The sequence below is a fragment of the Bacillus sp. GbtcB10 genome, from assembly GCF_019091365.1.
Lineage (GTDB): Bacteria > Bacillota > Bacilli > Bacillales > Bacillaceae > Bacillus > Bacillus altitudinis.
The window spans coordinates 380,918-406,783 of the sequence record NZ_JAGXJP010000002.1 but is presented as its reverse complement, the minus strand read 5'-3'; the positions used below and the strand labels follow the sequence as shown (position 1 = coordinate 406,783).

Genomic DNA, 25,866 nt, shown 5'->3' with positions numbered 1-25,866 from the left:
AAGAAGGAGGCCAAATATGAAAAAACAAATCGCATCCATCATGGCAAGTGTCATTCTCATCATCAGTGCAGGGGTTATGACGCATAAAGAGGCGACTCAAGCGGAGTCACCGAAAGCGGCTGCTGCAGTGGCTGGACAAGCTCAATCAAGTGATCGAGCGAAGGAAAACGGAATGGAGAAAATTGAGAAAGCCTATGACCTCATTTCGAATGAATATGTAGAGGAAGTGGATCGTCAAAAGCTGCTTGAAGGTGCCATTCAAGGAATGCTTTCAACCTTAAATGATCCGTATTCAGTATACATGGACAAGCAAACCGCAAAGCAATTTTCGGATTCACTTGATTCCTCATTTGAAGGAATTGGGGCAGAAGTTGGAATGGATGAAGGAAAGATTATCATTGTCTCTGCCTTTAAAAAATCCCCTGCGGCAAAGGCGGGTCTGAAACCGAAAGATGAAATCATCAGCATTGACGGTGAGACGATGAAAGAAAAAAGCCTAAACGATGCTGTACTGAAAATAAGAGGGAAAAAAGGAACGTCTGTCGCCTTGAAAATCAGACGAAATGGAATTGAAAAAGAGTTAACATTCCATATCAAACGAGAAGAAATCCCGCTTGAAACCGTAACGGCTTCAATGAAAGAGGTCAATGGTCATAAAACAGGCTATATCGCGATCTCTAGCTTCTCTGAAGATACGGCGAAGGATTTCACGGCAAGCTTGAATAAGCTCGAGAAAAAGGGCATGGAAGGCCTTGTGCTGGACGTGAGAGGAAATCCTGGCGGCTATCTACAAAGTGTGGAAGACATTTTGAAACATTTTATCACAAAGGATCAGCCATATATTCAAATTGCAGAACGGAATGGCGATCGAAAACGATATTTTTCAAAACGAAAAGAACAAAAACCATACCCAATCAATGTCTTAATTGATAAAGGAAGTGCATCCGCTTCTGAAATTCTGGCTGGTGCCATGAAAGAAGCAGGGAAGTATGAAGTGGTAGGTGACGTTTCCTTTGGTAAAGGAACTGTGCAGCAGGCGGTACCAATGGGAGATGGAAGTAACATTAAATTAACGCTGTATAAGTGGCTGACACCGAAAGGGAATTGGATTCACAAAAAAGGCGTTGTGCCGACCATTGCGATTCATCAACCAGATTACTTCACCGTTGGCCCGCTCCAGCTGAAAGAACCGCTTCAGCTTGATATGAACAATGAAGAAGTCAGACAAGCACAGACATTGTTAAAAGGATTATCATTTGACCCTGGCAGAGTAGATGGATATTTTGACGAAGAAACGAAAAAGGCTGTACTCGCATTTCAAAGCACATACAATCTCGAAAAATCAGGCGTGATTGATTTAAAGACAGCGAAAATGATGAACAAGATGGTAGATGAAGTGAAATCTTATGAAAAGAATGATCTTCAGCTGCAAACTGCACTAAAAGCACTATATCTCAAAAAATAAAGAGGCGAATAAATGCCTCTTTTTTTTGGTTCATAAGTGTTACGAACATGTAATAATTTATTCTTAAAAATATATTATATCGAGAAATATATTCATTTATTTTACAAAAAACATAACATTCCTTCGAATTTACCCGATAACATATTTATATAAGAGACTTTCTGTTGATTTAAACATGTCATGAAAATGAAACTTTTGAAAGTTGTATGTTACATAAATAATTCTTACAATAAAAAGTAGCACTCATTTTAAATATTTTATTTTTTGCGGATATTCAGCTTAAGCATTGAGCTGTACCGAGGTTTGCGCTTTTCTTAAAAGAACTAGTAAATGGGGGTACACAATTGAAAAGGGCAAGTATTGTGAGAGAGAAAAAATATTACGAGTTGGTAGAGGAGCTTAAGAGTCGTACGAAAGATGTGACGTTTTCGGCTACAAAGGCATTAAGTCTACTCATGCTGTTAAGCAGGTACTTGGTCAATTACACAACGGTAGAATCAGTCGACGAGATCGATGAAGACTGTGCTGAGATATACTTCAATTATTTAATGGATAATCATAAGAGACTTGGTATAAACTTAACCGACATCAAGAGGTCCATGCAGCTTCTCGGCGGCATACTAGATGTAGATGTAAATCACTATTTAAAAGATTTTTCACTGTCGAATGTCACACTTTGGATGAATCAGGAGAAATAAACCTGATGTCAAGCATCGATTTATTTGATAGAATAAGAGAAAATGCTTGACTTGGGCGGTGAACGATAATGAGCTCGGAGTGGATGGGAGCCGGATTAAAAGCGGTCGGTCTGTTTTTAATCCATCCTCTTTTTTATTTTATGATATTAATCAGCCTATTATATGGCTACATCCGCGTAAAGCGGGAGAGAAAAGCGTTTCAAACAAGAATAGAAGATGTTTACGATGAACTGAAATTTACATATTCAAAGGGATGGGTTCCAGGAATTTGTCTATCGATCATATCTGTAGGCTTAGGGATTTCCCTTCCGCCTGGATTCATCGTGCTGATTGCAGCGATGACCATCGTTTTCTCTTTATTCTTTAAGGCGAGTGCGCTTTCGTCTGCATACACACTCGGTTTCAGTTTTATTGCGGCATTTGGACTGATGTCTGTTCAAGTGAGCCATTCTTGGCTGCCGCAGCTTTCAATGATGAATGCATCAGCCGTTGTGATCCTGTTAGGACTACTGTTAATGACCGAAGGCATCTTAGCCTATCGAACGGCGCATTTACGTACATCGCCTGCAATGGTGATGAGTGCGAGAGGACTCTTGATCGGCCAGCAGCGAGCAAACCGTCTGTGGCTTCTACCACTTGTTTTGCTGATGCCGGCAGGTGAATGGACTTCTTCTCTGCCATGGTGGCCTGTGCTTCAAGTGCACGATCAAAGCTTTTCATTTATTGTGATCCCATACATCATCGGCTTTGGCCAGCGTATTCAAGGATCGCTGCCAATTGTGAGTATTCAAATTACGTCACGCCGTATTATGATGCTCGGTCTAGCTGTAGCTGTAGTAGGTGCGGCAAGTATTTGGTTTGAGCCGATTGCGTGGGGAGCTGTTGTTCTAGCGATTGCAGGAAGAGCCTTTTTATCATGGAAGCAGAGGGTGAATGACAACGCTGCACCATTCTTTTTCTCTAAGCGGAATCAAGGGCTTATGGTGCTTGGTATCATTCCGAATACCCCTGCGGCTGATTTAAAGCTTGAGATCGGAGAAATGATTACAAAGGTCAATGGAATCGAGATCAAAACCGTTTCAGAATTTTATGAAGCACTACAAACCAATCGTGCTCTGACAAAGCTTGAGATCATTGGTCTCAATGGTCAGACAAGATTTGAGAAACGCGCCTCTTACGAAGGGGAGCATCACCAGCTTGGTATCTTGTTTGTGAAGGACGATTCACAGCAAGAGCCAACGGCGATTTCATCTTAAAAAAAGCTGCTAAAGATGGCAGCTTTTTTCTTTTGGGCGCGTTTCTCTCCCATAGGATTCACCCCATTCACGCATGGCAAAGATAATGGGCTTTAACGTATTTCCAAGAGAAGTCAGTGAATACTCGACACGAGGAGGAACTTCCTCATAGACTTCACGGTGAACAATCCCGTCTTGTTCAAGTTCTCGTAATTGCAACGTCAGGACACGCTGCGAAATTCTTGGCAGAAGCCGGCGTATTTCGTTGTAACGCTTTGGACCGCAAGTCAAATGATAAAGGATGACGCCTTTCCATTTCCCTCCGATGACATTTGTAGTGATAGACACGGGACAGCCATGATTCACAATACTGACTGGATTGGATGGTACACTCATCTCAACATTCCTTTCTTAAACGAAAATGGTCATAAACGAACATGTTTGTGCCTAACGAACAAAAATGTGCGTACTTGAATCAATGGAAGCTTTTCTTTTACCATAGAGATAGACATCACACATTCGGGTTGTTTGTTTTCCTATCATAACAATTTCTACGAGGGAATGGAAAGAAATTGGATTGTGGGAACACACCTGTTCATTAGAAAGGATGAATAACATGCGAGACAAAGAGCTATTAAAAAAAGAAATCATTGAGGCGTATGAATTCCGTCATGCGACAAAAGAGTTTGACCCAGCGAAAAAGATTCCAGAGGATGATTTTGCATTTATTTTAGAAACAGGAAGACTTTCTCCAAGCTCTGTAGGGTTTGAGCCTTGGAAGTTCCTCGTTGTTCAAAATGAAGCATTTAGAGAAAAATTAAAAGAGTATACATGGGGAGCGCAAAAGCAGCTTCCAACTGCCAGCCATTTTGTGATCATCTTGGCAAGAACAGATGCCCGCTATGATTCAGCATATGCAGAATACATCAACAAGCAAATCAAAGGAATGACAGACGAAACGTTTGAAATGGTCAAGGGGCGCTACAGAGAATTCCAAGAGAATGATCTTCATCTACTAGAAAATGACCGTACATTATTTGATTGGGCTTCAAAACAAACGTATATTGCCTTAGGTAACATGATGACAGCTGCGGCACAGATCGGCATTGATTCATGCCCAGTTGAAGGATTTAGCTACGATCACATCCATCGTATCTTAGAAGAAGAAGGGTTACTGGAAGATGGTCAATACGACATCTCTGTCATGGCAGCCTTTGGTTATCGTGTCACTGAGCCAAAACGCGGCAAAACACGTCGCCCGATGGATGAAGTAGCTGTTTGGATTCGTTAATCGCTGTTTGTCTGAAAAAGGCTGTTGACAATTGCGTGGTTAGTCAGTATATTTAAAAAATAAAATCTTTGACGAATATACAAATTTGACTATAAACGCTTTGACTTGAGAATAGTAAATGAACATCCGTTTTTTAAGAGAGCTGCGGGTCGGTGCAACGCAGTAAAACGAATCATTGAACTCGCTCAAAGAGCGGTAAGACTGAATGAATAGTAAGTCTTTACGTGTGACCTCCGTTATCGGGTTTTAAGTTGGATTCAGCCATGGCTGAATCAATAAGAGTGGTAACGCGGTTGCAAGGTCAGTCGTCTCTTCCAGGAGATGGCTGGCCTTTTTATATGCTTTTATCTCATGTTTGTCTGAAGATTCAAATTTAAAGGAGCTATAGAAAATGGAAAAGGAACATGTGCAGTTAAAACGAACAATGACATCAAGGCATATTATGATGCTTGCGCTTGGCGGTGCCATCGGTGCTGGTCTGTTTAAAGGAAGCAGTTCTGCCATTGATATTGCGGGTCCTGCTGTCATTTTGGCATACATGATTGGTGGTCTTATTTTATTATTTATTATGCAAGGACTTGCCGAAATGACCGTTGCACGACCTGGAGCAAGAACATTCCGTGACTTGATTGAACCTGTGTTAGGAAAATATCCGGCCTATTTCTTAGACTGGATCTATTGGAAGATGTGGGTGCTGAACATTGCAGCAGAAGCGATTGTGTCGGCCATCTTTATTCAGTACTGGTTCCCACAAGTGCCAATCTGGATGCTTGTGTTAATCATTTCACTTGTAGTCACAATCATTAATGTTTGCTCAGTCAAAATGTTTGCTGAGACAGAGTATTGGTTAGCTTCTATTAAAATTGCTGTCATCATCTTATTTATTATCATTGGATTTACCATGCTATTTGTCTCATTCGGACAGCATGCAGCACCTGGATTGTCTAACTTAACGGATCACGGTGGATTTTTCCCAAATGGTACTGGCGGATTAATTGCAGCAATGCTGGTTGTCGTGTATTCATATGGTGGGACGGAGATGATTGGGGTCACGTTAGCAGAAACAAAAAACCCTGAAAAAGTCATCCCAAAGGCCATTCAAAGTACGTTTGTACGCATCATCGGTTTTTATGTACTGCCGTTCTTTATTATTGTCAGCTTAATCCCTTGGAATCAAGTAAACAATGAGCAAGTAAGTCCATTTGTGACAGTGTTTGCAACAATCGGAGTACCATATGCTAGTGACATCATGAATGGTATTATCTTACTAGCGATTTTGTCTTCTATGAACTCTGGCTTGTATGCTTCATCACGGGTGCTTTATACACAGGCAATGGATGGCCGTGTATGGAAAGGATTCTCCAAGCTGTCAAAACAGCAGGTGCCTGTTCGAGCCATCCTTGTATGTACATCTACTTTGTATGCAGCTGTATTGATTTCTCTTTTTGTAGGAAGTCAAACGTTTAATTACTTGATGGGCTCTTTAAGTTACACAGTTCTATTCATCTGGTTTATCATTGCCGTCGGTCATTTGAAATCTCGAAGCGTCGCACAGCCAGGCGGATATCGCGTGAAGCTGTATCCTTTCACAACGTGGTTTTCCGTTATTGCGATCATGGCCATTTTTGTCGGCGTTGTATTCAATACACCAATTGTTCAAACGCTGGTCACCATGGGTATTTATTTAATCATTACACTTTCTTTCTTTATTAACAGAAAACGGTTTGAAACAGCCGTCTAATCTATTAAAAAGCGTGCAGGACCTTCTGAAGGGTCTCGCACGCTTTTTTTAATGCTGTTTATATTGCTTGAAGTGGACAGGGGATTGAACGGGATGTGGCTTTGCCTGAAGGCCATAGCTCTCCCTGACGATATAAAGCGGCCGGTCCTTGGCTTCATCGTAGATTCGGCCGATATACTCTCCGATCATGCCTAACATAAAGAGGATGATCCCGCTAAAGAATAGCTGAATGACAATTAATGAACTCCAGCCGGTGATGGTGCTGTTAGTAAAAAGCTTTAAATATAAAACTAGAAACATCGAAATGAAGCCAATAGCTGAAAGGACAATGCCTGCCACGCTGGCCAGCTTTAAAGGTTTATAAGAAAAAGATGTGATCCCATCCATCGAGAGCTTGAGCATCTTTTTGAGAGGGTACTTTGTTTCTCCTGCCAACCGCTCATCCCGAACATATTCTACCGCAATCTGTTTGAAGCCAACCCAGCTCACTAATCCGCGGACAAATGGGTTTTTCTCGCGTATTTTTCTCATTTCATGACACACTTTACGATCCATCAATCTAAAGTCGCCGGTGTCAATAGGAATATCTACTTCGGTGATTTGACGTAGCACTCGGTAGAAAAGGGAAGCCGTGTACTTTTTGAAAGCTGTTTCGCCTTTTCGTTGCGTGCGGACCGCGTATACGACCTCATAGCCTTCCTTCCATTTTTCAATCATGTCTAAAATCAATTCAGGTGGATCTTGTAAATCCGCATCAATCACTACGACAGCTTCTCCCTTTGCATAATCCATTCCCGCTGTAATGGCAATTTGATGCCCAAAGTTACGAGAAAAATCAATAAGTCTCACATGCGGATCAGTCTGGCAGTACCCTTTAATCAGTTCAGCTGTTCGATCCATACTGCCGTCATTGACGAAGAGAAGCTCATATGCTTCTCCCGTCGAATCCATGACGGTCTTGAGGCGCTGATACGATTCATGGATCACAAGTTCTTCATTATACACTGGGACTACAACAGAGTATTGTATGTTCTTTTCCATCAGTCATCGTTCCTCCCTTTTAATAGATGAATTAATCAACGGATAGTTCATAAAGAGTACCGCTCTCCATTCCGCCCATTCGTCCATTTGACTGATCATTTTGTTCGGATTGTTGGCTGCCTGTTTGCTGGTTCGTTTTGGATGTAGAGCTATTCTGCCATTTAGAAGCAGTTACTTCTTTGCCATTTTTTTGAATCCAAGTAAGAATGTCAGAGCTGCCGCCTCTCATACCAGAAAGATAGAAGTATTTGATTTTGCCGTCTTTAACGAGCTGTTTGAATTCATTAAGCGTGAGAATGTTATCAGATCCACTAAATCCACCTAATGCCATAACAGCTTTTCCTGTTTTAATAATGTAAGGCGAAGCAGTGGTTGCATCTGTTGTCCCGAATAGGAATTCTTCTCCCGTATTGTTTTTCTCAAGATAGCTGATCAGCTTTTCATTGACTTGTGAACTCATGCTGCCACTTGAAGTTGCAAGCTGAGGACCAGCCTCTGGCAGCATACTGTTTCCTCCGTAAAGAAGAGGTGTGCTTGCCCAGTATAGTGGTGCGATCAGCATCCCAAGGATGGCAATGAGAGACATGAATTGTTTTAGTTTTTCTTTCCCTTTTACCAAGAGTAGAGAAAGGGTGCTTCCAACACCAATGATACCGACTGCAATGCTTAGTCCAAGACCGATCGTGCTTGTAAAAGTGGATAGGATAAAGATTTCAAATGCGGTTGTGACGAATATCGCAATTGGCAGTAGCCATTTTTTAAAGCCAGTTCCCGTTTGAAACAATTGAGTCATAGAAACCCATCCGGCTCCTGCTAATACAGCAATTGGCGGTGCCAGCATGATTAAATAATAGTGATGGAAAAATCCAGCTACACTGAAGAATGCAGCAACAGGTATAAGCCAAGCTAACCAAAATAGTGTTTCTTTTTGTTTTGTATTGAGACGTCTTCTTTCAAAGGCTGTCGAGAAGAAGATACCAATCGCACCAAAGAGCGCAAATGGAAGCAGCCAGCTGATTTGATCGGACAGTTCAGATTGGAACAGACGTAATGGCCCTTTTGTTCCTGTTCCAAACATGCCAGAACCATTTCCCATTTTTCCGCCCCCGCCATTTGGCGGTCCATCACCATTACCGCCTGAAGGCATATCAGGTGGTGTTGTGCCGTTTGCATTGCTTGGTGGTCCTTGCATTGAAGGCTGTTCCTGACTGGATGATTGGTTTGAATTATCTGAGTTGTTTTGAGTTCCATTTGATGGCGGCTGAGGCATGGTGGATGAATTATTGTCATTTTGCTGATCACCCTGCTGTGAAGGTGGCTGTCCCTCACCCTGATTTGTGCCGCCTCCTCCGCCAGACTGTTGACCAGTCAACCGCTGCAGACCATTGTAACCAAAGGCTAATTCTAGTGCTGAGTTCGATTGACTTGATCCCATATAAGGACGATTGTCTTTGGAAGTGAGATCAACCGCTATAGACCATGAAGCAGATACACCTAAAAGAACAATCATTGAAATCATCAGCGATAACAACTTTTTCTTCCATGTCGTTCGATAGGCAATGATGTAAAACAGGACGAGAGCCGGTACAATCATATACGCTTGTAGCATTTTTGTATTAAAACCGACACCGATCATTGCAAAAGAAGCAATCGCCCAAAGCACTTTCTGCTGTTTCACAGCCTTGAACATCATGGCTGTTGCGAGTAAAAGAATAAAGACGAGTAAGCTGTCAATGTTATTTGTACGAGATACAGCAACTGCGATTGGTGTACACGCCATAATGAGTGCTGACAGTCTTGCTGCAGCCTGGCCAAATGTAGGTTTGACTAGGCGGTAGATTAAATAAACAGATCCAATGCCAGCTAAAGCTTGGGGTAAGATCACACTCCAGCCATGCAGGCCGAAAATTTTGGCGCTGATCGTTTGCAGCCAGAAGGCGAGCGGTGGTTTATCCACCGTGACATAACCTGAGGGATCGAACGAAGCAAAGAAGAAATTATGCCAGCTTTGCATCATACTTGTGACCGCCGCTGTATAATAAGCGTTCACCGTATCGTCGTTCCAAATGTTATAAATGTTTAAAATGGCAGATAAAATCAATATGAAAAATAAATAAAGATCAAATTTCTGAAAGCGTCTAATCAAAAGCTTGTCACTCCTTTTTCTTAACTTGAAAAAAGTGTAACAAGCAAATATGAATAAATTGTTAATAAAAAAAGGCCAATTCTTTATTTTTCTGTTGAATAAAAACAGCTCTAGAAAAGAGCTGTTTTGTTTAAGATGTCATCTTATTTTATGAGGAGACAGGCGGAGTTTCAGTGCTCTCTGCACTTGGTAATTGTATAACAGCGGTCGTACCTAGGCCTTGTTCAGATTGAAGAACGAACGTGCCACGATGTTTTTTTATAATTTGATAAACAATGGCTAGTCCAAGACCAGAGCCGCCATCTTTTCTTGTGCGGGCTTTATTCACTCGATAAAAACGCTCAGAAACATGAGGGAGATCTCCTTTTGGAATTCCGCTGCCTTCATCTGTGATTCTCAATTCAGCAGTTTGTTGGTGAACGAATAATTCAATCGAAATCGATTTTCCTGATGGCGTGTAATGGATGGCATTGTCCAATAAATTACGAACGACTTGCTCAAGTCGATCGCTATCACCATAAATAATACAATCTTCTTCGAGTTCTCGGTTGAACGAGATTCCCTTTTGACTAGTAATGAATGTCATTTGATCAAGAACATCATGAATAAGCTGCGCAAAGACGATTGGTTCCATCGTTAGTGGGTAAGATTCCCCCTCTAACTGTGCGAGATCAAGAAGGTCATGGACGAGCCGGCTTAATCGTGTGGATTCGTCTTGAATAATCTGCATGCCTTTCTTTTGATCAATAATGCCTTCTTCAATTCCTTCAGCATAGCCTTTCATATAACTTAAAGGCGTTCTCAGTTCGTGGGAGACATTGGCAAGGAACTCTCTGCGATGTTGTTCAACTTTTTCTAAGGTAGAGGACAGTTTATTAAAGGAACGGCTCAGCTGATTTAACTCATCCCCTTTTTTGGTCACAGCCATGCGTTTTGAAAAATCACCAGATTCCATTTCCATTGCAATTTCTTTCATTTGATTGATCGTCCTTACGACTTTATTAGAACTTTTATATCCAATAAAGAAAATCAAAAGCAGGATAATTAAAATAGAGATGCCAAGCGTTAATCGAATTTGAACAAACGGTTCATACACATCAGATAAAGGCATAGAGAGGAAAATGGTTCCTGATAAATCATTTTTGTTTGAGAACACAGGGATGGCAATCCCGAGAATATCTTGATGAAACTGGGGGTGTTCTCTAATTAACACAACTGTTTTCCCCTGAAGAAGCTTTTGGCGTTCTTTAAACGTAATGAGGTTATCGTTTGTATTCGTATCAAAAGGAATACCGCTTGAAAGCTCCATAGGATCATCAGTAAAAATAACACTTGCCTGACTTGAGTCATTTGCCCACTTCATTCTGTCAGTAAAATATGTGTCTTTCCCGTGTTTGTGATAGATTTCTGCCAGTTTCTTTCCTTGTAAACTTAAAGAGTCAATCTGTTTATCTATATATAAGTGCTGGTATAAGTAATAAGTCAGGGCAAGAGCTGAGGCAGCAACGATGCCTATAACTGAAAGGATTAAGAAAAGCACTTTCCTTTTAATAGATAATGGCTTCATTTGTCCTCCTCAAACTTATAGCCGACACCCCAAACGGTTTTAATATACCGTTCCGCTTCCTTTAATTTCAGTCTTAGTGTTTTAATATGTGTATCGACTGTTCTTAAAGAGCCACTAGGTGAGTGTGATTCCCACAATTTTTGATAGAGCTGTTCACGGGAAAAGACTTGGCCTTGATTGAGCAGAAGAAACATAAGTAAATCAAATTCTCTTCTTGTTAAATTGATGGGCTTTTGCTTGAGATAGACTTGTCTGCCGTCTTGATCGATCTCCAAGTCACCAATCATGATTCGACTGCGCTTTAAAGAAAGACCTCTAATTCGTCTTAATGTCGTTTCAATTCTAGCTGCAAGCTCACGTAGACTAAAAGGCTTCATGATGTAGTCGTCTGCTCCAATTTCCAGCCCCTTAATGCGATCTTCTTCATAACTTCTAGCTGTTAAAAATAAAATGGGGATTTGGGAGGTTTGCCTGATGCGCTGGCAGACTTCGAATCCATCCATATCTGGCATCATAATATCCAATACAACAAGGTCAATGGCCTCTTTTTCAAGCTGATGTAAGGCGCCCGTGCCATTATTTGCAGTTATCACGTGAAAGCCTTGTCTCTGCAAAAAGGATCCGATTAACTCAAGCATATCTAATTCATCATCTACTATTAAAATATTCATCTGTTCTTTCATTTCTTTTCCTCCAACATGATAGCATAAGGTCCTGCTGGGATGTTCAGTCGGTTCTTCAACATAAATGTATGTTTGTCGATGACGGATACTGAATTGTCATCTAAGTTACTGACATATATAGATGAGGAATCAGCAGTGATATAATTCGGATTTTGACCGGTCTCAACAGAGGAAAGCAGTTTGTTTTTCTCGGTATTTACTTTATATAGTGTGTGGTCTCCATGACATAATACATATAAAGTAGAAGAGTTTTTTTCTGAAAAAAATGCGACTGGCATAACACCTAGTTTGATTTCTCGCTGTTTTTTACCTGTTTTAGGGTCGTAAGCAAAAATGCTCTTATTTAATGTGCCCGGTTTACCGTGCCCTCCAACCCAAATGGAATGCCCATCAAAATGAATGCCAGATGGCCGTTCTAGGACGGAAATCGTTCGTATCTTTTTTTTCTTTTCAATATCAATGACTGAAACAGAATGACTTTTTGCATTTAAAACAAACAACGTTCCTGAAGAAGACAACGCCATAGAAGAGGGTAATGTCCCGGTCTTCACAGTTGCTTTTATTTTCTTGTGCACTGTATCGATAAAATAAACGACATTTTTCTCTGAATCGGTCACAAGTAAAGTGTTGGTATCCGCATCATACGCAAGTGAAGTCAGACCTTTATTCATATCCATATAGTCCGCTGCTGTTCCTTTTTTTAAATTGATTTCTATAAGAGATTGTCCTTCCTTACTTGATGCAATGATCACGTCTTTGTTGATGTGAACAAGATCAGTGAGAGGATGTTTTAAATCAACGGAAGAGACAATTTTATTTTTTTGTAAATCAACGATTGAAAAGGAGGCTTTTTTTAGTTGAGAAATGACAGCAATTGATTGAGAGCTGCCAGGTGGCGTAAATTGCTGGTCTTTTCCGCAGCCTGCTAGGAAAAATAGTAGAGCTGACAAGCATATTAAAAAATATTTCACTCGTTTCATCCTTCTGCTCCTTTGGTGCTCTATTTTCAAAAAGCATAACACAAAAATTGTGAAAAAAAATCGAAGTTATGAATGCTGGAAGATATGAAAAGAAGTTTTTAGGTGGGGAAGTAGAGTTGAATGAAAGTTGAAATTTCTTTTTCGTTTATTCATATGACATTTTTTCATGAGTAAAAGATCATTTTCACAGTTTGATCATTGTATCCATAATCGGTTACAGTAACAAATAATCATAGCTCCCCCGCCCTAAATAGAGCGAAGGGAGTCATTAAGCAGAGTGTTCAGATGAATGAGAAGTGGGTTTCGTTTTTAGACGATGAGAGAGGAGGAAACCAAGAATACCTGCGCCCATTAATACGATAAATAAAGATTGAAAACCACTTAATATACCAATTAAAGTAGATGAAATGATACTTCCGAAATATCGAAAGGTAGAAAAAATCCCAGATGCAGAGCCGGATAAACTCTGATCAACAGATGTTAAAGAAGCCATCTGCATGCTAGTCATGCCAATACCTGATGAGATCCCCCCAGCGACTAATGTGATGATAAGGAGTGGTAAATTTGGGTAGCTGCTTAGTGTGATCAGCATAACACCGGATAAAGTAAGGCATAGAAATGAAAATCGAATCATTTTTTTGGCACCTTTTATTGGATGGAGCTTTGCTCCGAGTAATCCACTAATAGACATACAGAGTGAAAAGATCGAAAGGAAAATCCCGCTTTGTGTATGAGAAAGCGCGAGTTTTTGCTCCATAAACAGCGGCATGATGAGAAGAATCGCGTACATCACAAAATTACTAAGCATGATAGAAAGGTTAGCGTTCGTAAAAGTACTGTTTTTAAATAGTGTCAAATCAATGATGGGATTTGTAACTTTTCGTACGTGTTTGAAAAATAAAGGAATGGAAATGACCGCTAGAACGCCATAGATCATGTATTCGTTTAATACTTGGCTTTTAGTAAACAAAATGAGTGTGGCGATCCCGATTGTTAAGTATAACGAACCGATGATATCTACATTGGCTTGTAAACGTGTATGTTTCATCTTCGGAATCATAAAAACGCCTGTCACAAGTGTGAGAATCAAAAATGGTATATTCACTAGGAAAATGGAATGCCAGTCAAAGCTCTGAATGAGAATAGAGCCGATAAAAGGTCCAAGTGCGGCACCAATTCCCGCTCCAAAACCGAAAAAACCCATAGTTTTAGAAAGCTTTTCATGTGATACTGTTGCACGAATTAAAGCAATGCTGTTCGGCGTTAATATAGCTCCGCCTGCCGCTTGAATTGATCGGAAGCTAATAAGAAAAGCAAGATTAGGTGCGAAAGCACATCCAATGGAGCCAATCAAAAAGAGTATCACACCAGCTAAATACATGCTGCGGTGGCCGTATATATCTCCCAGCTTACCCGCAATAGGTTGAGTGACTGCCATGACAATTAGATAAATCGTGACCACCCAAGTAATGTTTGATATGGATTGATCGTAATAAGTTGATATAGATGATAGAGCGACTGCGATCATGGTTGAATTGACTGGAACTAAAATAGCTCCAAGCAGCAAAGAATAAATGATCAAGTTCTCTTTTTTAAGATTCAATGTGTTTACCACCTTTGTAAAAAAGAAGAATTTCACCCAATTAAGTGGGGGAAATTCCTCTCATGAAAATGTGTGTGCATGTCTCAATAAAGTCTTCTTTTTTTGTTAAAACAAGCTGAATGTCTTGCTCTAGCTGTTGAATGAAAAAGCCAAAATACGTGCTAATAAATATATCTGCATAGATGTCTTCTTTTCCTTCTAATACACGATGCTGAGCACCCATTTTTTTGAAATAATGAATCAGCATGTCTCTCAATTCTTGAGGATAAATTTTTTCATGGTCTGTTAAATCTTTAAACATAGCGGGTTCTCTCATGCTGATATAGATAAATTCTTTTTTTGAAGTCAAATCTTCAAGGAAATAGCTACCGAGAAATTTTAAATCGGTGTATAAATCGTCTTTAAATTCTGCTTCAAGGGTTTTGGTCGGTGTTGATTTCATTTTCATAATGGCAGCAATCACGCCGCGTTTGTTTTTAAAGTTACGAAAAATTGTCGCTTCACTTACATTCGCTTTTGTCGCAATTTCTTTTGTCGTTGTTTTTTGATAGCCCTTTTCAGACAATAATTCCATTGTTGCGCGAATGATCCGTTGATTTGTTGATTTTAACAAGCATACTCACCTCAGGTTATGAATGTGTTTGCAACAAAGTAAGTATACCGATAAAATCTGTGACCGCCAATATGATTCAAACAGTGACGACTATGCCCGTGAATGCTGATTTAATAACTGGATACGCCCATTGGCTCCATCTACTGTCACGAGGTCACCGGATTTTAGTTTTTCAGTTGCGATCCGTGTACCTAGGACAGCCGGTATCATATATTCTCTAGCGATAATAGCGGAATGGGACAAAATGCCGCCAGAATCGGTGATGACTGCTTTTGCGTCTCTAAATAAGCTGGTCCATAAAGGTGTCGTTGTTTTACAAACTAAAATGTCATCTTTTTCAAATTGTGAAAATTCATCAGCAGATGTAATGACTCTGACTCTTCCAGAAGTAATGCCGCTAGATGCACCAATTCCATAGATTGCATCGTCTGTGTTGTTTTCATTTTCCCTTAGCGAACCGAGCATTCTTTCTACTTGCTGTAATTCAGCTTCAGAAGGCGTTCCTGTATAAGCTGGTGGTTGGATGGATTCATTTTCCTTCATTTCAATTTTTCTTTGCTGAATGATCGAATCGTATGTGGTCGAAGTTGTGAGCGCATTGAGTACTTCATCATCGTAAAGATACCAAAGGTCTTCTTGATGAGGGATCGCTCCTTTTTGAACAAGAAGTTCACCAATTTTTAAGAGATAGAGTCTCGCTTTTGCATCTAACATGGCATCAATGTAAAAGTGATGATCATCTCGAATATTGGCTGCATGGAGTGCAAAATGATAAAGTTCCTCAAATTTTGTTTTAAACGCTTCATCTGTCACTTGACTGATAAACTGTTCATACGTTTCTTGCCTTTTGATCACGGCTTGTGCAAATTCTTCATCAAAATCAGATTGGTACCGAATGTTGTTTCTAATGATGTCCAAGACAAATTCAGGATTTTCCACCCATGTTTCCTCTGTGAAATCATGGCTTTTAACAGACCGCCAACCATAGACTTGGAGAAAATCTTCTACTTTGGAAATGAAGTTTTTCCCTTTTTCTGTATGATTGAGTGCATATAATAGTTCAGCATTCGCTGAATGATCGGTAAATGCCTGAAGAAGTTCCGAATCTTGAAGGACGTCTTTTGCCAAGTGAGATAGCTTTTGATCTGTTTCAAGAGACTTGTTCATCACACCTATCATCATTTCATGCAACAGGACGACTTGTGTTTGATCGCCAGCATATGAGACAAGCATGTCTTCAATGATTCCTGATAGAATGACTTGAGGTATGACAATGTCAAAATGGTCGTCATACGCTCTTAGATAAATCTCTTTTAATTCTTGAAAGCCATTAATGGCTTCATCAATTGTCAGCGATTGAGTGATTTGCCGATCAAGTTTTTCGTATAATGGGAACAAGTTTTGCTCTAAAATGCGATACATTCTTTCGCTTAAACGAGGAAACAGTTCGAATAGGCTCTCGTCAAAAACTGGTTCGGCTACCACTTCTGCTTCTGGCATAGACGGTGAAGAATACAAATGGCCTCTATAAAGCTTGATATCTTTAATATTAAGGTCTGGTACTTGATACTTCTCTCCGATTTTCTTCATCCCGTTTTTTAAAGCAGGTATGATCAAACTTGAAAAAAGAGGACTTGTGGGTCCAGGCATATGATCGTCCATTGAAATCCAGAAGTCTTGCAGCTCTTCAGGTTTCATTTGAAAGGCTGCACCTGAGGAGCCATTTGCTGTATTGGTAAAAGCAGCAGTAATCGGTCTTGCTTGAAGTAAATAAAAAGTACCATTTGACATGCCGAATTCGATATCTACTCCATGTCCATAAAGTTCTTCTACTTGTTTTGTCATTTTCGTGATTTGGATCAATTGATCATCTCGAAGACAAAATTGGCCAGCCATCTCCTCACCTACGGGTTGTTCAATGACGCCCTCTTGACAGGGGACAATTTGCACTTCTTTTGTTCCTAGTGATTTTTCAATAGAGTACGTTTCTTTGTTTACAATAAATGTATCTGGCGTCACAAGACCGGAGACGATGGCTTCTCCTAGTCCATAGCTTGCAGTCATCATGACTTCGTTTGTTTTTCCTGATACAGGATTCTCACTAAAGATGACACCAGAGATGTCAGAATGGATCAATCCTTGTACAACAACAGCCATGAGCGGCATCTCTTCCTCGTTCTCAATCATCTCTTCCTTATATTCTGTGACTCTTGCTGCGAAGTAAGACGACCAACATTCTTTGACGGCTTGCAAGAATTCTTCATTTGTTTTGATATTTAAATAGGTCTCGTATTGACCTGCAAAGGAGGCGCCTTCGAGATCTTCCGCAACAGAAGAGGATCGCACTGCAACGGATGGATATGTTTTCAACAATGATTGAAAGGATGAAAGTAATTCTGTCTCCATTTGTGAAGGAAACGAAGCTTCTGTGATTTTTCGGGCAAGATTTTGATCAGTTGGATGGAAATTGTGATATGAAAGAAAGCTTGCAAAGCTGTTCGTTTTAATAATAAATCCATCTGGAACTGGCAGTCCGTGATTGTTTAATTTAATTAAATTCACGCCTTTTGCCCCTGCGAGTGATGCGGATTCTTCAGCCGCATGAAATAATACTGAATACATGGGAATGCCCCCTTATCCAAATAGCCAATGGTTTCATTTGTCTCTTTTTGTTTTTTTGAATGATAGTGCGCACTATCATTTTCATCATAGAATTTATTGGATGTAACTGTCAAAGACGTAAAGACCTATCTTTAGAAAGGGGACGTTTTCACTAATTTTCCTCCTCATCTATATCAAAAGTCTTCACCCGAGAAGAAAAAAAGCTGAAATCGAAAACTGTGAATTGTTCATTATGCCAATCTTTACTATAATCAAGGGAGTAGACCATGTAGAGGGAGGGTTTTTGTGATTACAAAAGCCATATTTGCACTTGTTTTTCCTTTCTTGCTCGTTATTTTATTTTCAAAGGTTACTTATAATCATTACGTTGGCATTGCATTAACAGCAGCGCTTTTATTTGCTTCGTATATGAAAGGCTATACAGAAACCTACTTTATCGTAGGATTAGATATTATTTCTTTAGTGGCCGGGGCATTGTTTATGGCCAAGAAAGAAGTCGAAAAAAGAGAGAAGGCTGAAAAACATCATTGATGTGATCCCTCTTGATGAAAAGAAAATGTTTTTGATTGCAGGAGCTGTGCTTACGATTCTAGTGAGTGCAGCTTTCTTTTTTGTGGTTTTTCTGCTGATCGAATATCTCGCTCCAAAATGTTCCATACTGAAAGGAAGGTTTCTTTAGAGGGTTATGAGCCACGGCAGAGAGGGTATGGTTGTATTGGAAATAAAAATCAAGTCAGACACGAACTTTAGTTCGTATTTTTGTGTTCTTTTATGATAATATATTCATTAGATAGATTTCGTAACGAAACGGAGGCTTTGATGTGAGTGACCGCTTTGAATTAGTTTCTAACTATCAGCCCCAAGGGGATCAGCCAAAAGCCATTGAAAAGCTTGTGGAGGGCATCCATCAGGGGAAACAGCATCAAACGCTGTTAGGTGCTACAGGTACGGGAAAGACCTTTACTGTATCCAACCTGATCAAAGAAGTGAACAAACCAACCCTTGTCATTGCGCATAACAAGACACTTGCCGGACAATTATACAGCGAGTTTAAGGAATTCTTTCCAAATAATGCTGTTGAATATTTTGTGAGTTATTATGATTATTACCAGCCTGAGGCGTATGTTCCTCAAACTGATACATTTATTGAAAAGGATGCCAGCATTAATGATGAGATCGATAAGCTAAGGCACTCCGCCACATCCTCATTATTTGAGCGGAGAGATGTCATCATCATTGCCAGTGTGTCCTGTATTTATGGCTTAGGTTCTCCTGAAGAATACAGAGAGCTTGTGCTGTCTTTACGAACTGAAATGGAAATTGAACGCAATCAGCTGCTGCGTAAGCTTGTGGATATTCAGTATTCTCGTAATGATATAGATTTTCAGCGCGGAACCTTCAGAGTTCGAGGAGACGTCGTTGAAATTTTTCCTGCTTCACGAGATGAGCATTGTATCAGAGTGGAGTTTTTCGGTGATGAAATTGAACGTATTCGTGAAGTAGATGCTCTCACTGGAGAAATTCTCGGTGATCGTGACCACGTTGCTATTTTCCCAGCATCTCACTTCGTCACAAGAGAAGAAAAGATGGAAAAAGCGATTATTAATATTGAAAAAGAGCTTGAGGAACAGTTGGAAAAGCTTCGTGAAAACGGAAAATTGCTTGAAGCACAGCGTCTTGAGCAGCGGACAAGGTATGACCTAGAGATGATGAGAGAGATGGGCTTTTGTTCAGGGATTGAGAACTACTCAAGACATCTCACCTTACGTCCGCCTGGTTCTACACCTTACACATTGCTTGATTATTTTCCGGATGATTTTATGATTGTTGTCGATGAGTCACACGTGACCATCCCGCAAATTCGCGCCATGTACAATGGGGACCAGGCAAGAAAACAAGTGCTTGTTGATCACGGATTCCGTCTGCCGTCAGCACTTGATAATAGACCACTCACATTTGATGAGTTTGAAAAGCACATTAACCATATTGTGCATGTATCCGCAACACCGGGCCCATACGAGCTTGATAAAACGCCAGAGGTCGTGGAACAAATTATTCGTCCAACCGGTTTGCTTGATCCAATCATTGAAGTCCGTCCGATTGAAGGACAAATCGATGACTTAATTGGGGAAATTCATGCAAGGGTTGAGAAAAATGAGCGTGTGCTTGTGACGACTTTAACGAAGAAAATGTCTGAGGATCTGACAGATTATCTGAAAGAAATCGGAATCAAGGTCAATTATCTGCACTCAGAAATTAAGACACTAGAACGGATTGAGATTATTCGTGATTTACGTCTCGGAAAATATGATGTGCTTGTAGGGATCAACCTTCTTCGAGAAGGCTTGGATATTCCAGAGGTGTCGCTCGTGGCGATTTTAGATGCGGATAAAGAAGGCTTTTTACGTTCAGAAAGATCCCTCATCCAGACGATTGGCCGTGCTGCAAGAAATGCAGAAGGCCGAGTGATTATGTATGCAGACAATATGACGAAATCAATGGACATTGCCATACAAGAAACAAAGCGGAGACGTGAGCAGCAAGAAGCGTATAATGAGAAATTTGGTATCACTCCGCAAACGATCCATAAGAAGATTCGAGATGTGATCAAGGCAACAAAAGTACATGAGGATTCGGAAGAATACGAAACAAAAGCAGCACCAAAGTTGTCAAAAATGAGCAAAAAAGAACGAGAAAAAGTGATCGAAAACGTCGAGAAGGAAATGAAAGATGCAGCAAAAGCGCTTGATTTTGAAAAAGCAGCAGAATTAAGAGATCTATTGCTAGAGCTAAAAGCGGAAGGATGAATGCCTGATGGCTATGGAACGAATAGAGGTGAAAGGGGCAAGAGCCCACAACCTTAAAAATATTGATGTCAATATCCCGCGCGATCAGCTAGTGGTCATTACGGGTTTATCTGGTTCGGGAAAATCGTCGCTTGCCTTCGATACCATTTATGCAGAAGGTCAGCGTAGGTATGTTGAATCACTGTCGGCCTATGCACGTCAATTTCTCGGTCAAATGGACAAACCAGATGTAGATGCGATTGAAGGGCTTTCTCCAGCGATTAGTATTGACCAGAAAACGACAAGCAGGAACCCTCGATCAACCGTTGGGACTGTTACAGAAATTTATGATTACTTGCGTCTATTATATGCTCGAGTCGGAAAACCGATTTGTCCTATTCATGGGATCGAAATTACATCACAGACGATTGAGCAAATGACAGACCGCATTTTAGAGTATCCAGAACGAACGAAACTACAAGTGCTTGCTCCGATCGTATCTGGACGTAAGGGAACACACGTGAAAGTACTTGATCAAATTCGGAAGCAGGGCTACGTTCGAGTCAGAGTTGATGGCGAGATGGAGGACCTGTCAGAAGAGATTGAGCTTGAAAAGAATAAAAAGCATTCCATTGAAGTGGTGATTGATCGAATTGTCGTGAAAGAAGGCGTGGCTGCACGGTTGTCTGATTCTCTTGAAACGGCACTCCGACTTGGTGAAGGTCGTGTGATGATTGATGTGATTGGACAAGAGGAGCTGTTATTTAGTGAGCATCATGCTTGTCCGCACTGTGGATTCTCTATTGGGGAACTTGAGCCGAGAATGTTCTCGTTTAATAGTCCTTTCGGTGCCTGCCCAAGCTGTGATGGGCTTGGTTCTAAACTAGAAGTAGATCCAGAGCTTGTGATTCCGAATAAGGATTTGACTTTACGTCAGCATGCCATTGCCCCATGGGAGCCTCAAAGCTCACAATATTACCCGCAGCTTCTTGAGGCGGTATGTACACACTATGGAATTGACATGGATATTCCAGTAAAAGATATTCCGGCGCATTTATTTGATAAAATTTTATATGGCAGCGGCTCTGAGCTGATTTATTTTAAATATGAAAATGATTTTGGCCAGGTCCGTGAAAATGAAATCGAGTTTGAAGGTGTGCTTCGTAACATTGAACGGCGTTACAAGGAAACGAGCTCCGATTATATTCGGGAGCAAATGGAAAAATATATGGCCAATCAGCCATGCCCGACCTGTAAAGGATATCGCCTGAAAAAAGAAACGCTTGCGGTTCTCATCAATGGCAAACATATCGGAGAAATGACCGATTTGTCTGTATCTGATGCCCTTGATTTCTATGAGAAAATTGAGTTGTCTGAGAAAGATTTGCAGATTGCCCAGCTCATTTTACGTGAAATCAAAGAGCGCTTGTCCTTCTTGAATAATGTGGGGTTAGATTATCTGACATTAAGCCGGTCTGCTGGCACATTATCAGGCGGGGAGGCGCAGCGGATTCGTTTGGCGACACAAATCGGATCAAGACTGACAGGCGTTCTTTATATTTTAGATGAACCATCGATTGGTCTGCACCAACGGGATAATGACCGGTTGATTGGGACATTGAAAAACATGCGTGATATCGGAAACACACTGATTGTCGTAGAACATGATGAAGATACGATGCTTGCCGCTGATTATCTCATTGATATTGGACCAGGTGCAGGGGTTCATGGAGGAGAAGTGATTTCAGCTGGAACGCCAGAAGAAGTCATGAAAGACCCAAAATCGTTGACTGGACAATATTTATCTGGTGAGAAATTCATCCCGCTTCCGATTGAGAGAAGAAAGCCTGACGGCCGATTCATTGAAATTAAAGGGGCAAAAGAAAACAATCTTAAAAACGTGAATGCGAAGTTTCCTTTAGGTGTCTTTACCGCTGTGACAGGTGTGTCAGGATCAGGGAAAAGTACACTTGTGAATGAAATTTTATTGAAATCCCTTGCCCAAAAACTGCACAGAGCAAAAGCGAAGCCAGGACAGCACAAAGAAATCAAAGGAATGGATCACTTAGACAAAGTCATTGATATTGATCAATCCCCAATTGGCCGTACACCAAGATCCAATCCTGCTACGTATACAGGTGTATTTGATGACGTGCGGGATGTGTTTGCGCAAACCAATGAAGCGAAGGTACGAGGCTATAAAAAAGGGCGATTCAGCTTTAACGTGAAAGGTGGACGCTGCGAAGCGTGTCGTGGAGATGGCATTATTAAAATTGAAATGCACTTTTTACCTGATGTATATGTGCCTTGTGAAGTGTGTCACGGGAAACGTTATAACCGCGAGACGCTAGAGGTCACGTATAAAGGGAAAAATATTTCCGATGTGCTTGAAATGACGGTAGAGGACGCACTTCAATTTTTCGAGAATATCCCGAAAATTAAGCGGAAGCTGCAAACGATCTTTGATGTTGGATTAGGATACATTACACTTGGGCAGCCTGCCACGACATTGTCTGGTGGAGAGGCGCAGCGCGTGAAATTGGCATCTGAGCTTCACCGCCGTTCAAACGGAAGATCCTTATATATTTTAGACGAACCGACAACCGGTCTTCATGTGGATGATATTGCTAGGTTGTTAAAAGTGCTCCAGCGCTTGGTCGAAAACGGGGATACGGTATTGGTCATTGAGCACAACCTTGATATTATTAAGGCTGCCGATTACCTTGTTGATCTAGGACCAGAAGGCGGTGCTGGTGGAGGAACGATTATTGCTTCAGGAACACCTGAACACATTGCTAAAGAAGAAGCTTCTTACACCGGTCGATACTTAAAACCGATTTTAGAGCGTGATCGTGAGCGAATGAAACAGTTAGTCAAAGAAACAGAAAGTGTGACATCCTCATAAAGAAAAACCCCTCGGAAAAGAGGGGTTTTCCTTTTATTGCACATCTTCCTTTGGCATTAAGTTACTGAGGTGCGTTAAATCCTTTAAAATATGAGTGCTGCTACTATCGAGCAGTACTTTTAAATAACGGATATCACCATACTTCGGATGAGACGGATGAATGGCCTCTAGCTCCTTGATCATATCGCTGTTCATGCTTTTCTGTTTCTGTATAAGGTCTAAAAGCGTTTGTGCCGTGTGGTTAGCATTATGATGATCTGTCAAAATAATTACCCCCTATAATGATAATCACCATCTTTTCAACATATTTTAAAGGGTAATCCATGAAGAATCTACACTTAGGTGCAAAAAGAAATAATTTGTGTCTAAGGTCATATGTAAATCGAATGAGTTTGAAACTTTTTATACGCCATAAACGTATGAGTTAGAAAGGAATTTTCATCATGAAGGAGCGAATATATATGAACAGAGATCAGTCGATCATTGCATCTATTTGTTATTTTAGTGTATTTTTCATGCCGTTTATTGTACCGATCGTGGCATATTTTGTAGTGGATCAAAAGGAAACGAAACGGCATTCGCTGCGTGCATTGTGGTCACATGTTTTGCCAGTCGCAGCGTGTGTGCTGCTGGTTTTTGGAGCTATCCCCTTTTTATTGACGACACAGGCAAGCGACTCACTCATCCCAGTGTTCACCGTTCTCATCCTGTCCTTTTTAGTCGCCATTGGCTTTTTGATCTCTGTCATTTGGAATATCATTCAAGGTATTAAAGTGCTTCAATCCATCAAATCGTAGGAGGGCTTTGTATGAATGAAAAAGAACGCATTTTAAAATTAGTAGAAGACGGGACATTATCTGCAAAAGAAGCAATTACGCTGCTTGAAAAATTAGAAGAAAATCAGTCCATTTCACTAGAAAAATCAACGGCTGATCATACCTTTCATGAAGAAAAAGCTGGCACAGAGAATAAAGGAACTGGTACTGAAAACCTCGGTGCAAAGCTGTTTGGATGGTTAGATTCGGCGGTGAAAAAGGTCAAAGATGTAGATCTTGATTTGAACTTTGGACAGTCCGTCGACGTTGAACACATTTTTCAATTCAAAGACGCGGCACTGTCTCATTTAGATATTCAATTGGCAAACGGCAGTCTCAATTTGATGCCTTGGGATGATGGGGATGTTCGGGCAGAGTGTCATGCGAAAATTTACCGTGCAGAGGATGGAGAGCAGGCAAGACAGCAATTTCTTCAACATCTGGATTGCGGGCTTGAAGGGGACAAATTTTTTATCCGAACTGAAAAGAAGACCATGAAGGTCAATGTCACCCTGTATGTACCACGTATCCAATACGATAAAATCAAAGTCAAACTGTTTAATGGACCGATTCGCGGGGAAAAGCTAAAGACAAAAGAACTGGCTGCAAAAACAACAAATGGCGTCGTCTCTTTTGCCTCTTTACAAGCAGAAAAAGTCGGAATTGAAACAGCAAATGGACAAATCAAACTGGCTGATCACGAGTGTGGTATGATTGAAGTAGAAACCATTAATGGGCTCATTGACCTGCGTGGGAAAAGTGAATCAATTGATGCACAGAGCTTCAATGGGAACATTGCTGTTCAGCTGTCAGATGAGAAATGCCGTTCGATCTATGCAAAAACGACAACAGGCAGTGTGGACGTTCAGATTCCGCGTGCTTGTGCAGTGACTGCGGAGCTGAAAAGCAATCTCGGATCGATCTCTCATGAGCTGCTTGATGCAAATATGATTAAAGAGAAAAATGAAACGCTGCAAAAAGAGAAAATGATCAAAGCCAATCAACAGGCGGAGCACAATATATCCATTTTTGCAGAAACAAAAACAGGCTCAATCCAAGTAAAGCACCAATCAGACAAGGAGTGATTCTACATGAAGAAGCTTTATCGTTCAGCGACAGATAAAAAAATAGCGGGTGTTGTCGGTGGACTTGCTGAATACTTAAGTGTCGATGCATCCCTGCTTCGTATTTTAACGGTGATCATCGGATTTATGACAGCATTTATGCCGATCTTCTTGATCTACTTCATCTGGTATTTTGTTGTTCCGGAAGAAGGCACTAACTAAATGCTTAGATGGATCGTTAGTATTTTCGTCAATGCATTACTTTTAATCGTCATTGCTGGATATTTTGATTCAGGCATTCTGCCAGGCCTTGGTAGTGTGTATATTGAAGGCTTTGGCGCAGCGATTGTAGCAAGTATTATTTTGTCCTTGCTCAATATTTTAGTGAAGCCGTTTTTGATCATTTTAACGCTGCCAGTGACAGTACTTTCACTAGGATTGTTCCTCTTTGTCATTAATGCCATCACACTGATGATGACCTCAAGCTTTATGGGAGATAGTTTTAACATTGATGGGTTTGGAACGGCCATTTGGATGGCTGTCATTTTATCCATTTTCCATCTGCTCATACAGAAAGGAATCGTGGAACCGTTAGCGAAAAAAAGCTAACG

The 25,866-nt window shown here is 40.7% G+C and carries 22 protein-coding genes and 1 other annotated feature; of the genes, 12 read left to right on the top strand and 10 right to left on the bottom strand.

Annotation, left to right across the window (positions count from 1 at the left end):
* The first annotated feature begins 16 nt into the window (after positions 1 to 16).
* The 3 genes from ctpB (at position 17) to KVT11_RS07470 (ending at position 3,419) form a co-directional block, all read left to right on the top strand.
* The gene (gene ctpB, locus KVT11_RS07480) at positions 17 to 1,465 is read left to right on the top strand and encodes a carboxy-terminal processing protease CtpB (RefSeq protein ID WP_116306283.1); all 1,449 of its coding nucleotides are present in this window, start codon (positions 17 to 19) and stop codon (positions 1,463 to 1,465) included.
* Positions 1,466 to 1,809: 344 nt separating this feature from the next.
* Positions 1,810 to 2,163 carry a swarming motility protein SwrAA gene (locus tag KVT11_RS07475; protein WP_007500014.1) on the top strand — a complete coding sequence of 118 codons (354 nt, stop codon included), beginning with the start codon at positions 1,810 to 1,812 and terminating at the stop codon, positions 2,161 to 2,163.
* Positions 2,164 to 2,231: 68 nt separating this feature from the next.
* Positions 2,232 to 3,419 (top strand): PDZ domain-containing protein, encoded by a 1,188-nt coding sequence (locus tag KVT11_RS07470; protein WP_223255594.1) that lies wholly within the window; start codon positions 2,232 to 2,234, stop codon positions 3,417 to 3,419.
* 9 nt (positions 3,420 to 3,428) lie between these two features.
* Here KVT11_RS07470 and KVT11_RS07465 read toward each other — a convergent pair whose 3' ends face one another.
* Positions 3,429 to 3,794 carry a winged helix-turn-helix transcriptional regulator gene (locus KVT11_RS07465; RefSeq protein WP_116306279.1) on the bottom strand — a complete coding sequence of 122 codons (366 nt, stop codon included), beginning with the start codon at positions 3,792 to 3,794 and terminating at the stop codon, positions 3,429 to 3,431.
* A 220-nt stretch (positions 3,795 to 4,014) separates the two neighbouring features.
* Between KVT11_RS07465 and KVT11_RS07460 the strand changes: the two genes are divergently transcribed.
* Positions 4,015 to 4,689: an NAD(P)H-dependent oxidoreductase gene (locus KVT11_RS07460; RefSeq protein ID WP_045033987.1), complete on the top strand. Its 675-nt coding sequence runs from the start codon at positions 4,015 to 4,017 to the stop codon at positions 4,687 to 4,689.
* 91 nt (positions 4,690 to 4,780) lie between these two features.
* Positions 4,781 to 5,005 (top strand) — a binding site (T-box leader).
* A 75-nt stretch (positions 5,006 to 5,080) separates the two neighbouring features.
* On the top strand, positions 5,081 to 6,430 hold the full coding sequence (locus KVT11_RS07455) for an amino acid permease (protein WP_008348215.1): 1,350 nt from the start codon (positions 5,081 to 5,083) through the stop codon (positions 6,428 to 6,430).
* Positions 6,431 to 6,478: 48 nt separating this feature from the next.
* Here the strand turns inward: KVT11_RS07455 and KVT11_RS07450 are convergent, their stop codons facing one another.
* From KVT11_RS07450 to KVT11_RS07415, 8 genes are all read right to left on the bottom strand, one after another.
* Complete coding sequence (locus KVT11_RS07450) at positions 6,479 to 7,471, bottom strand: glycosyltransferase family 2 protein (protein WP_008348213.1); 993 nt, start codon at positions 7,469 to 7,471, stop codon at positions 6,479 to 6,481.
* 31 nt (positions 7,472 to 7,502) lie between these two features.
* Positions 7,503 to 9,617 (bottom strand): ArnT family glycosyltransferase, encoded by a 2,115-nt coding sequence (locus KVT11_RS07445; RefSeq protein WP_046526816.1) that lies wholly within the window; start codon positions 9,615 to 9,617, stop codon positions 7,503 to 7,505.
* Between the two features lie 148 nt (positions 9,618 to 9,765).
* Complete coding sequence (locus KVT11_RS07440; RefSeq protein ID WP_046526817.1) at positions 9,766 to 11,184, bottom strand: HAMP domain-containing sensor histidine kinase; 1,419 nt, start codon at positions 11,182 to 11,184, stop codon at positions 9,766 to 9,768.
* Positions 11,181 to 11,867, bottom strand: a complete 687-nt coding sequence (locus KVT11_RS07435) for a response regulator transcription factor (protein WP_024719907.1) — start codon at positions 11,865 to 11,867, stop codon at positions 11,181 to 11,183. Before KVT11_RS07435 ends, KVT11_RS07440 begins: the two co-directional genes overlap by 4 nt.
* On the bottom strand, positions 11,864 to 12,847 hold the full coding sequence (locus tag KVT11_RS07430) for a YncE family protein (RefSeq protein WP_050826649.1): 984 nt from the start codon (positions 12,845 to 12,847) through the stop codon (positions 11,864 to 11,866). The genes KVT11_RS07435 and KVT11_RS07430 overlap by 4 nt, the downstream gene beginning before the upstream one ends.
* Before the next feature lie 268 nt (positions 12,848 to 13,115).
* Positions 13,116 to 14,450 carry an MFS transporter gene (locus KVT11_RS07425; RefSeq protein WP_019743411.1) on the bottom strand — a complete coding sequence of 445 codons (1,335 nt, stop codon included), beginning with the start codon at positions 14,448 to 14,450 and terminating at the stop codon, positions 13,116 to 13,118.
* A gap of 40 nt (positions 14,451 to 14,490) precedes the next feature.
* The gene (locus KVT11_RS07420) at positions 14,491 to 15,063 is read right to left on the bottom strand and encodes a TetR/AcrR family transcriptional regulator (RefSeq protein ID WP_025208046.1); all 573 of its coding nucleotides are present in this window, start codon (positions 15,061 to 15,063) and stop codon (positions 14,491 to 14,493) included.
* A gap of 90 nt (positions 15,064 to 15,153) precedes the next feature.
* Entirely contained in the window at positions 15,154 to 17,685 is a 2,532-nt protein-coding gene (locus KVT11_RS07415; protein WP_108611018.1) for a PEP/pyruvate-binding domain-containing protein, read from the bottom strand.
* Between the two features lie 285 nt (positions 17,686 to 17,970).
* On the opposite strand from KVT11_RS07415, the gene KVT11_RS07410 reads away from it, so the two are divergent.
* The 3 genes from KVT11_RS07410 (at position 17,971) to uvrA (ending at position 23,376) form a co-directional block, all read left to right on the top strand.
* Complete coding sequence (locus KVT11_RS07410; protein ID WP_008348197.1) at positions 17,971 to 18,216, top strand: CsbA family protein; 246 nt, start codon at positions 17,971 to 17,973, stop codon at positions 18,214 to 18,216.
* A 290-nt stretch (positions 18,217 to 18,506) separates the two neighbouring features.
* Positions 18,507 to 20,492: an excinuclease ABC subunit UvrB gene (gene uvrB / locus KVT11_RS07405; protein WP_108611017.1), complete on the top strand. Its 1,986-nt coding sequence runs from the start codon at positions 18,507 to 18,509 to the stop codon at positions 20,490 to 20,492.
* Between the two features lie 7 nt (positions 20,493 to 20,499).
* On the top strand, positions 20,500 to 23,376 hold the full coding sequence (gene uvrA / locus KVT11_RS07400) for an excinuclease ABC subunit UvrA (protein WP_039169061.1): 2,877 nt from the start codon (positions 20,500 to 20,502) through the stop codon (positions 23,374 to 23,376).
* 33 nt (positions 23,377 to 23,409) lie between these two features.
* On the opposite strand, the gene KVT11_RS07395 is transcribed toward uvrA, so the two are convergent.
* Positions 23,410 to 23,640 (bottom strand): hypothetical protein, encoded by a 231-nt coding sequence (locus tag KVT11_RS07395; RefSeq protein ID WP_008348188.1) that lies wholly within the window; start codon positions 23,638 to 23,640, stop codon positions 23,410 to 23,412.
* 197 nt (positions 23,641 to 23,837) lie between these two features.
* Between KVT11_RS07395 and KVT11_RS07390 the strand changes: the two genes are divergently transcribed.
* Genes KVT11_RS07390 through KVT11_RS07375 form a run of 4 tightly spaced genes read left to right on the top strand, consistent with a single transcriptional unit; the run spans position 23,838 to position 25,864 of the window.
* The gene (locus KVT11_RS07390) at positions 23,838 to 24,173 is read left to right on the top strand and encodes a hypothetical protein (RefSeq protein ID WP_072368060.1); all 336 of its coding nucleotides are present in this window, start codon (positions 23,838 to 23,840) and stop codon (positions 24,171 to 24,173) included.
* Positions 24,174 to 24,184: 11 nt separating this feature from the next.
* On the top strand, positions 24,185 to 25,276 hold the full coding sequence (locus KVT11_RS07385) for a DUF4097 family beta strand repeat-containing protein (protein ID WP_007500040.1): 1,092 nt from the start codon (positions 24,185 to 24,187) through the stop codon (positions 25,274 to 25,276).
* A gap of 6 nt (positions 25,277 to 25,282) precedes the next feature.
* Entirely contained in the window at positions 25,283 to 25,477 is a 195-nt protein-coding gene (locus KVT11_RS07380; protein ID WP_008348183.1) for a PspC domain-containing protein, read from the top strand.
* The gene (locus tag KVT11_RS07375) at positions 25,478 to 25,864 is read left to right on the top strand and encodes a phage holin family protein (RefSeq protein WP_007500042.1); all 387 of its coding nucleotides are present in this window, start codon (positions 25,478 to 25,480) and stop codon (positions 25,862 to 25,864) included.
* Positions 25,865 to 25,866: the final 2 nt, after the last annotated feature.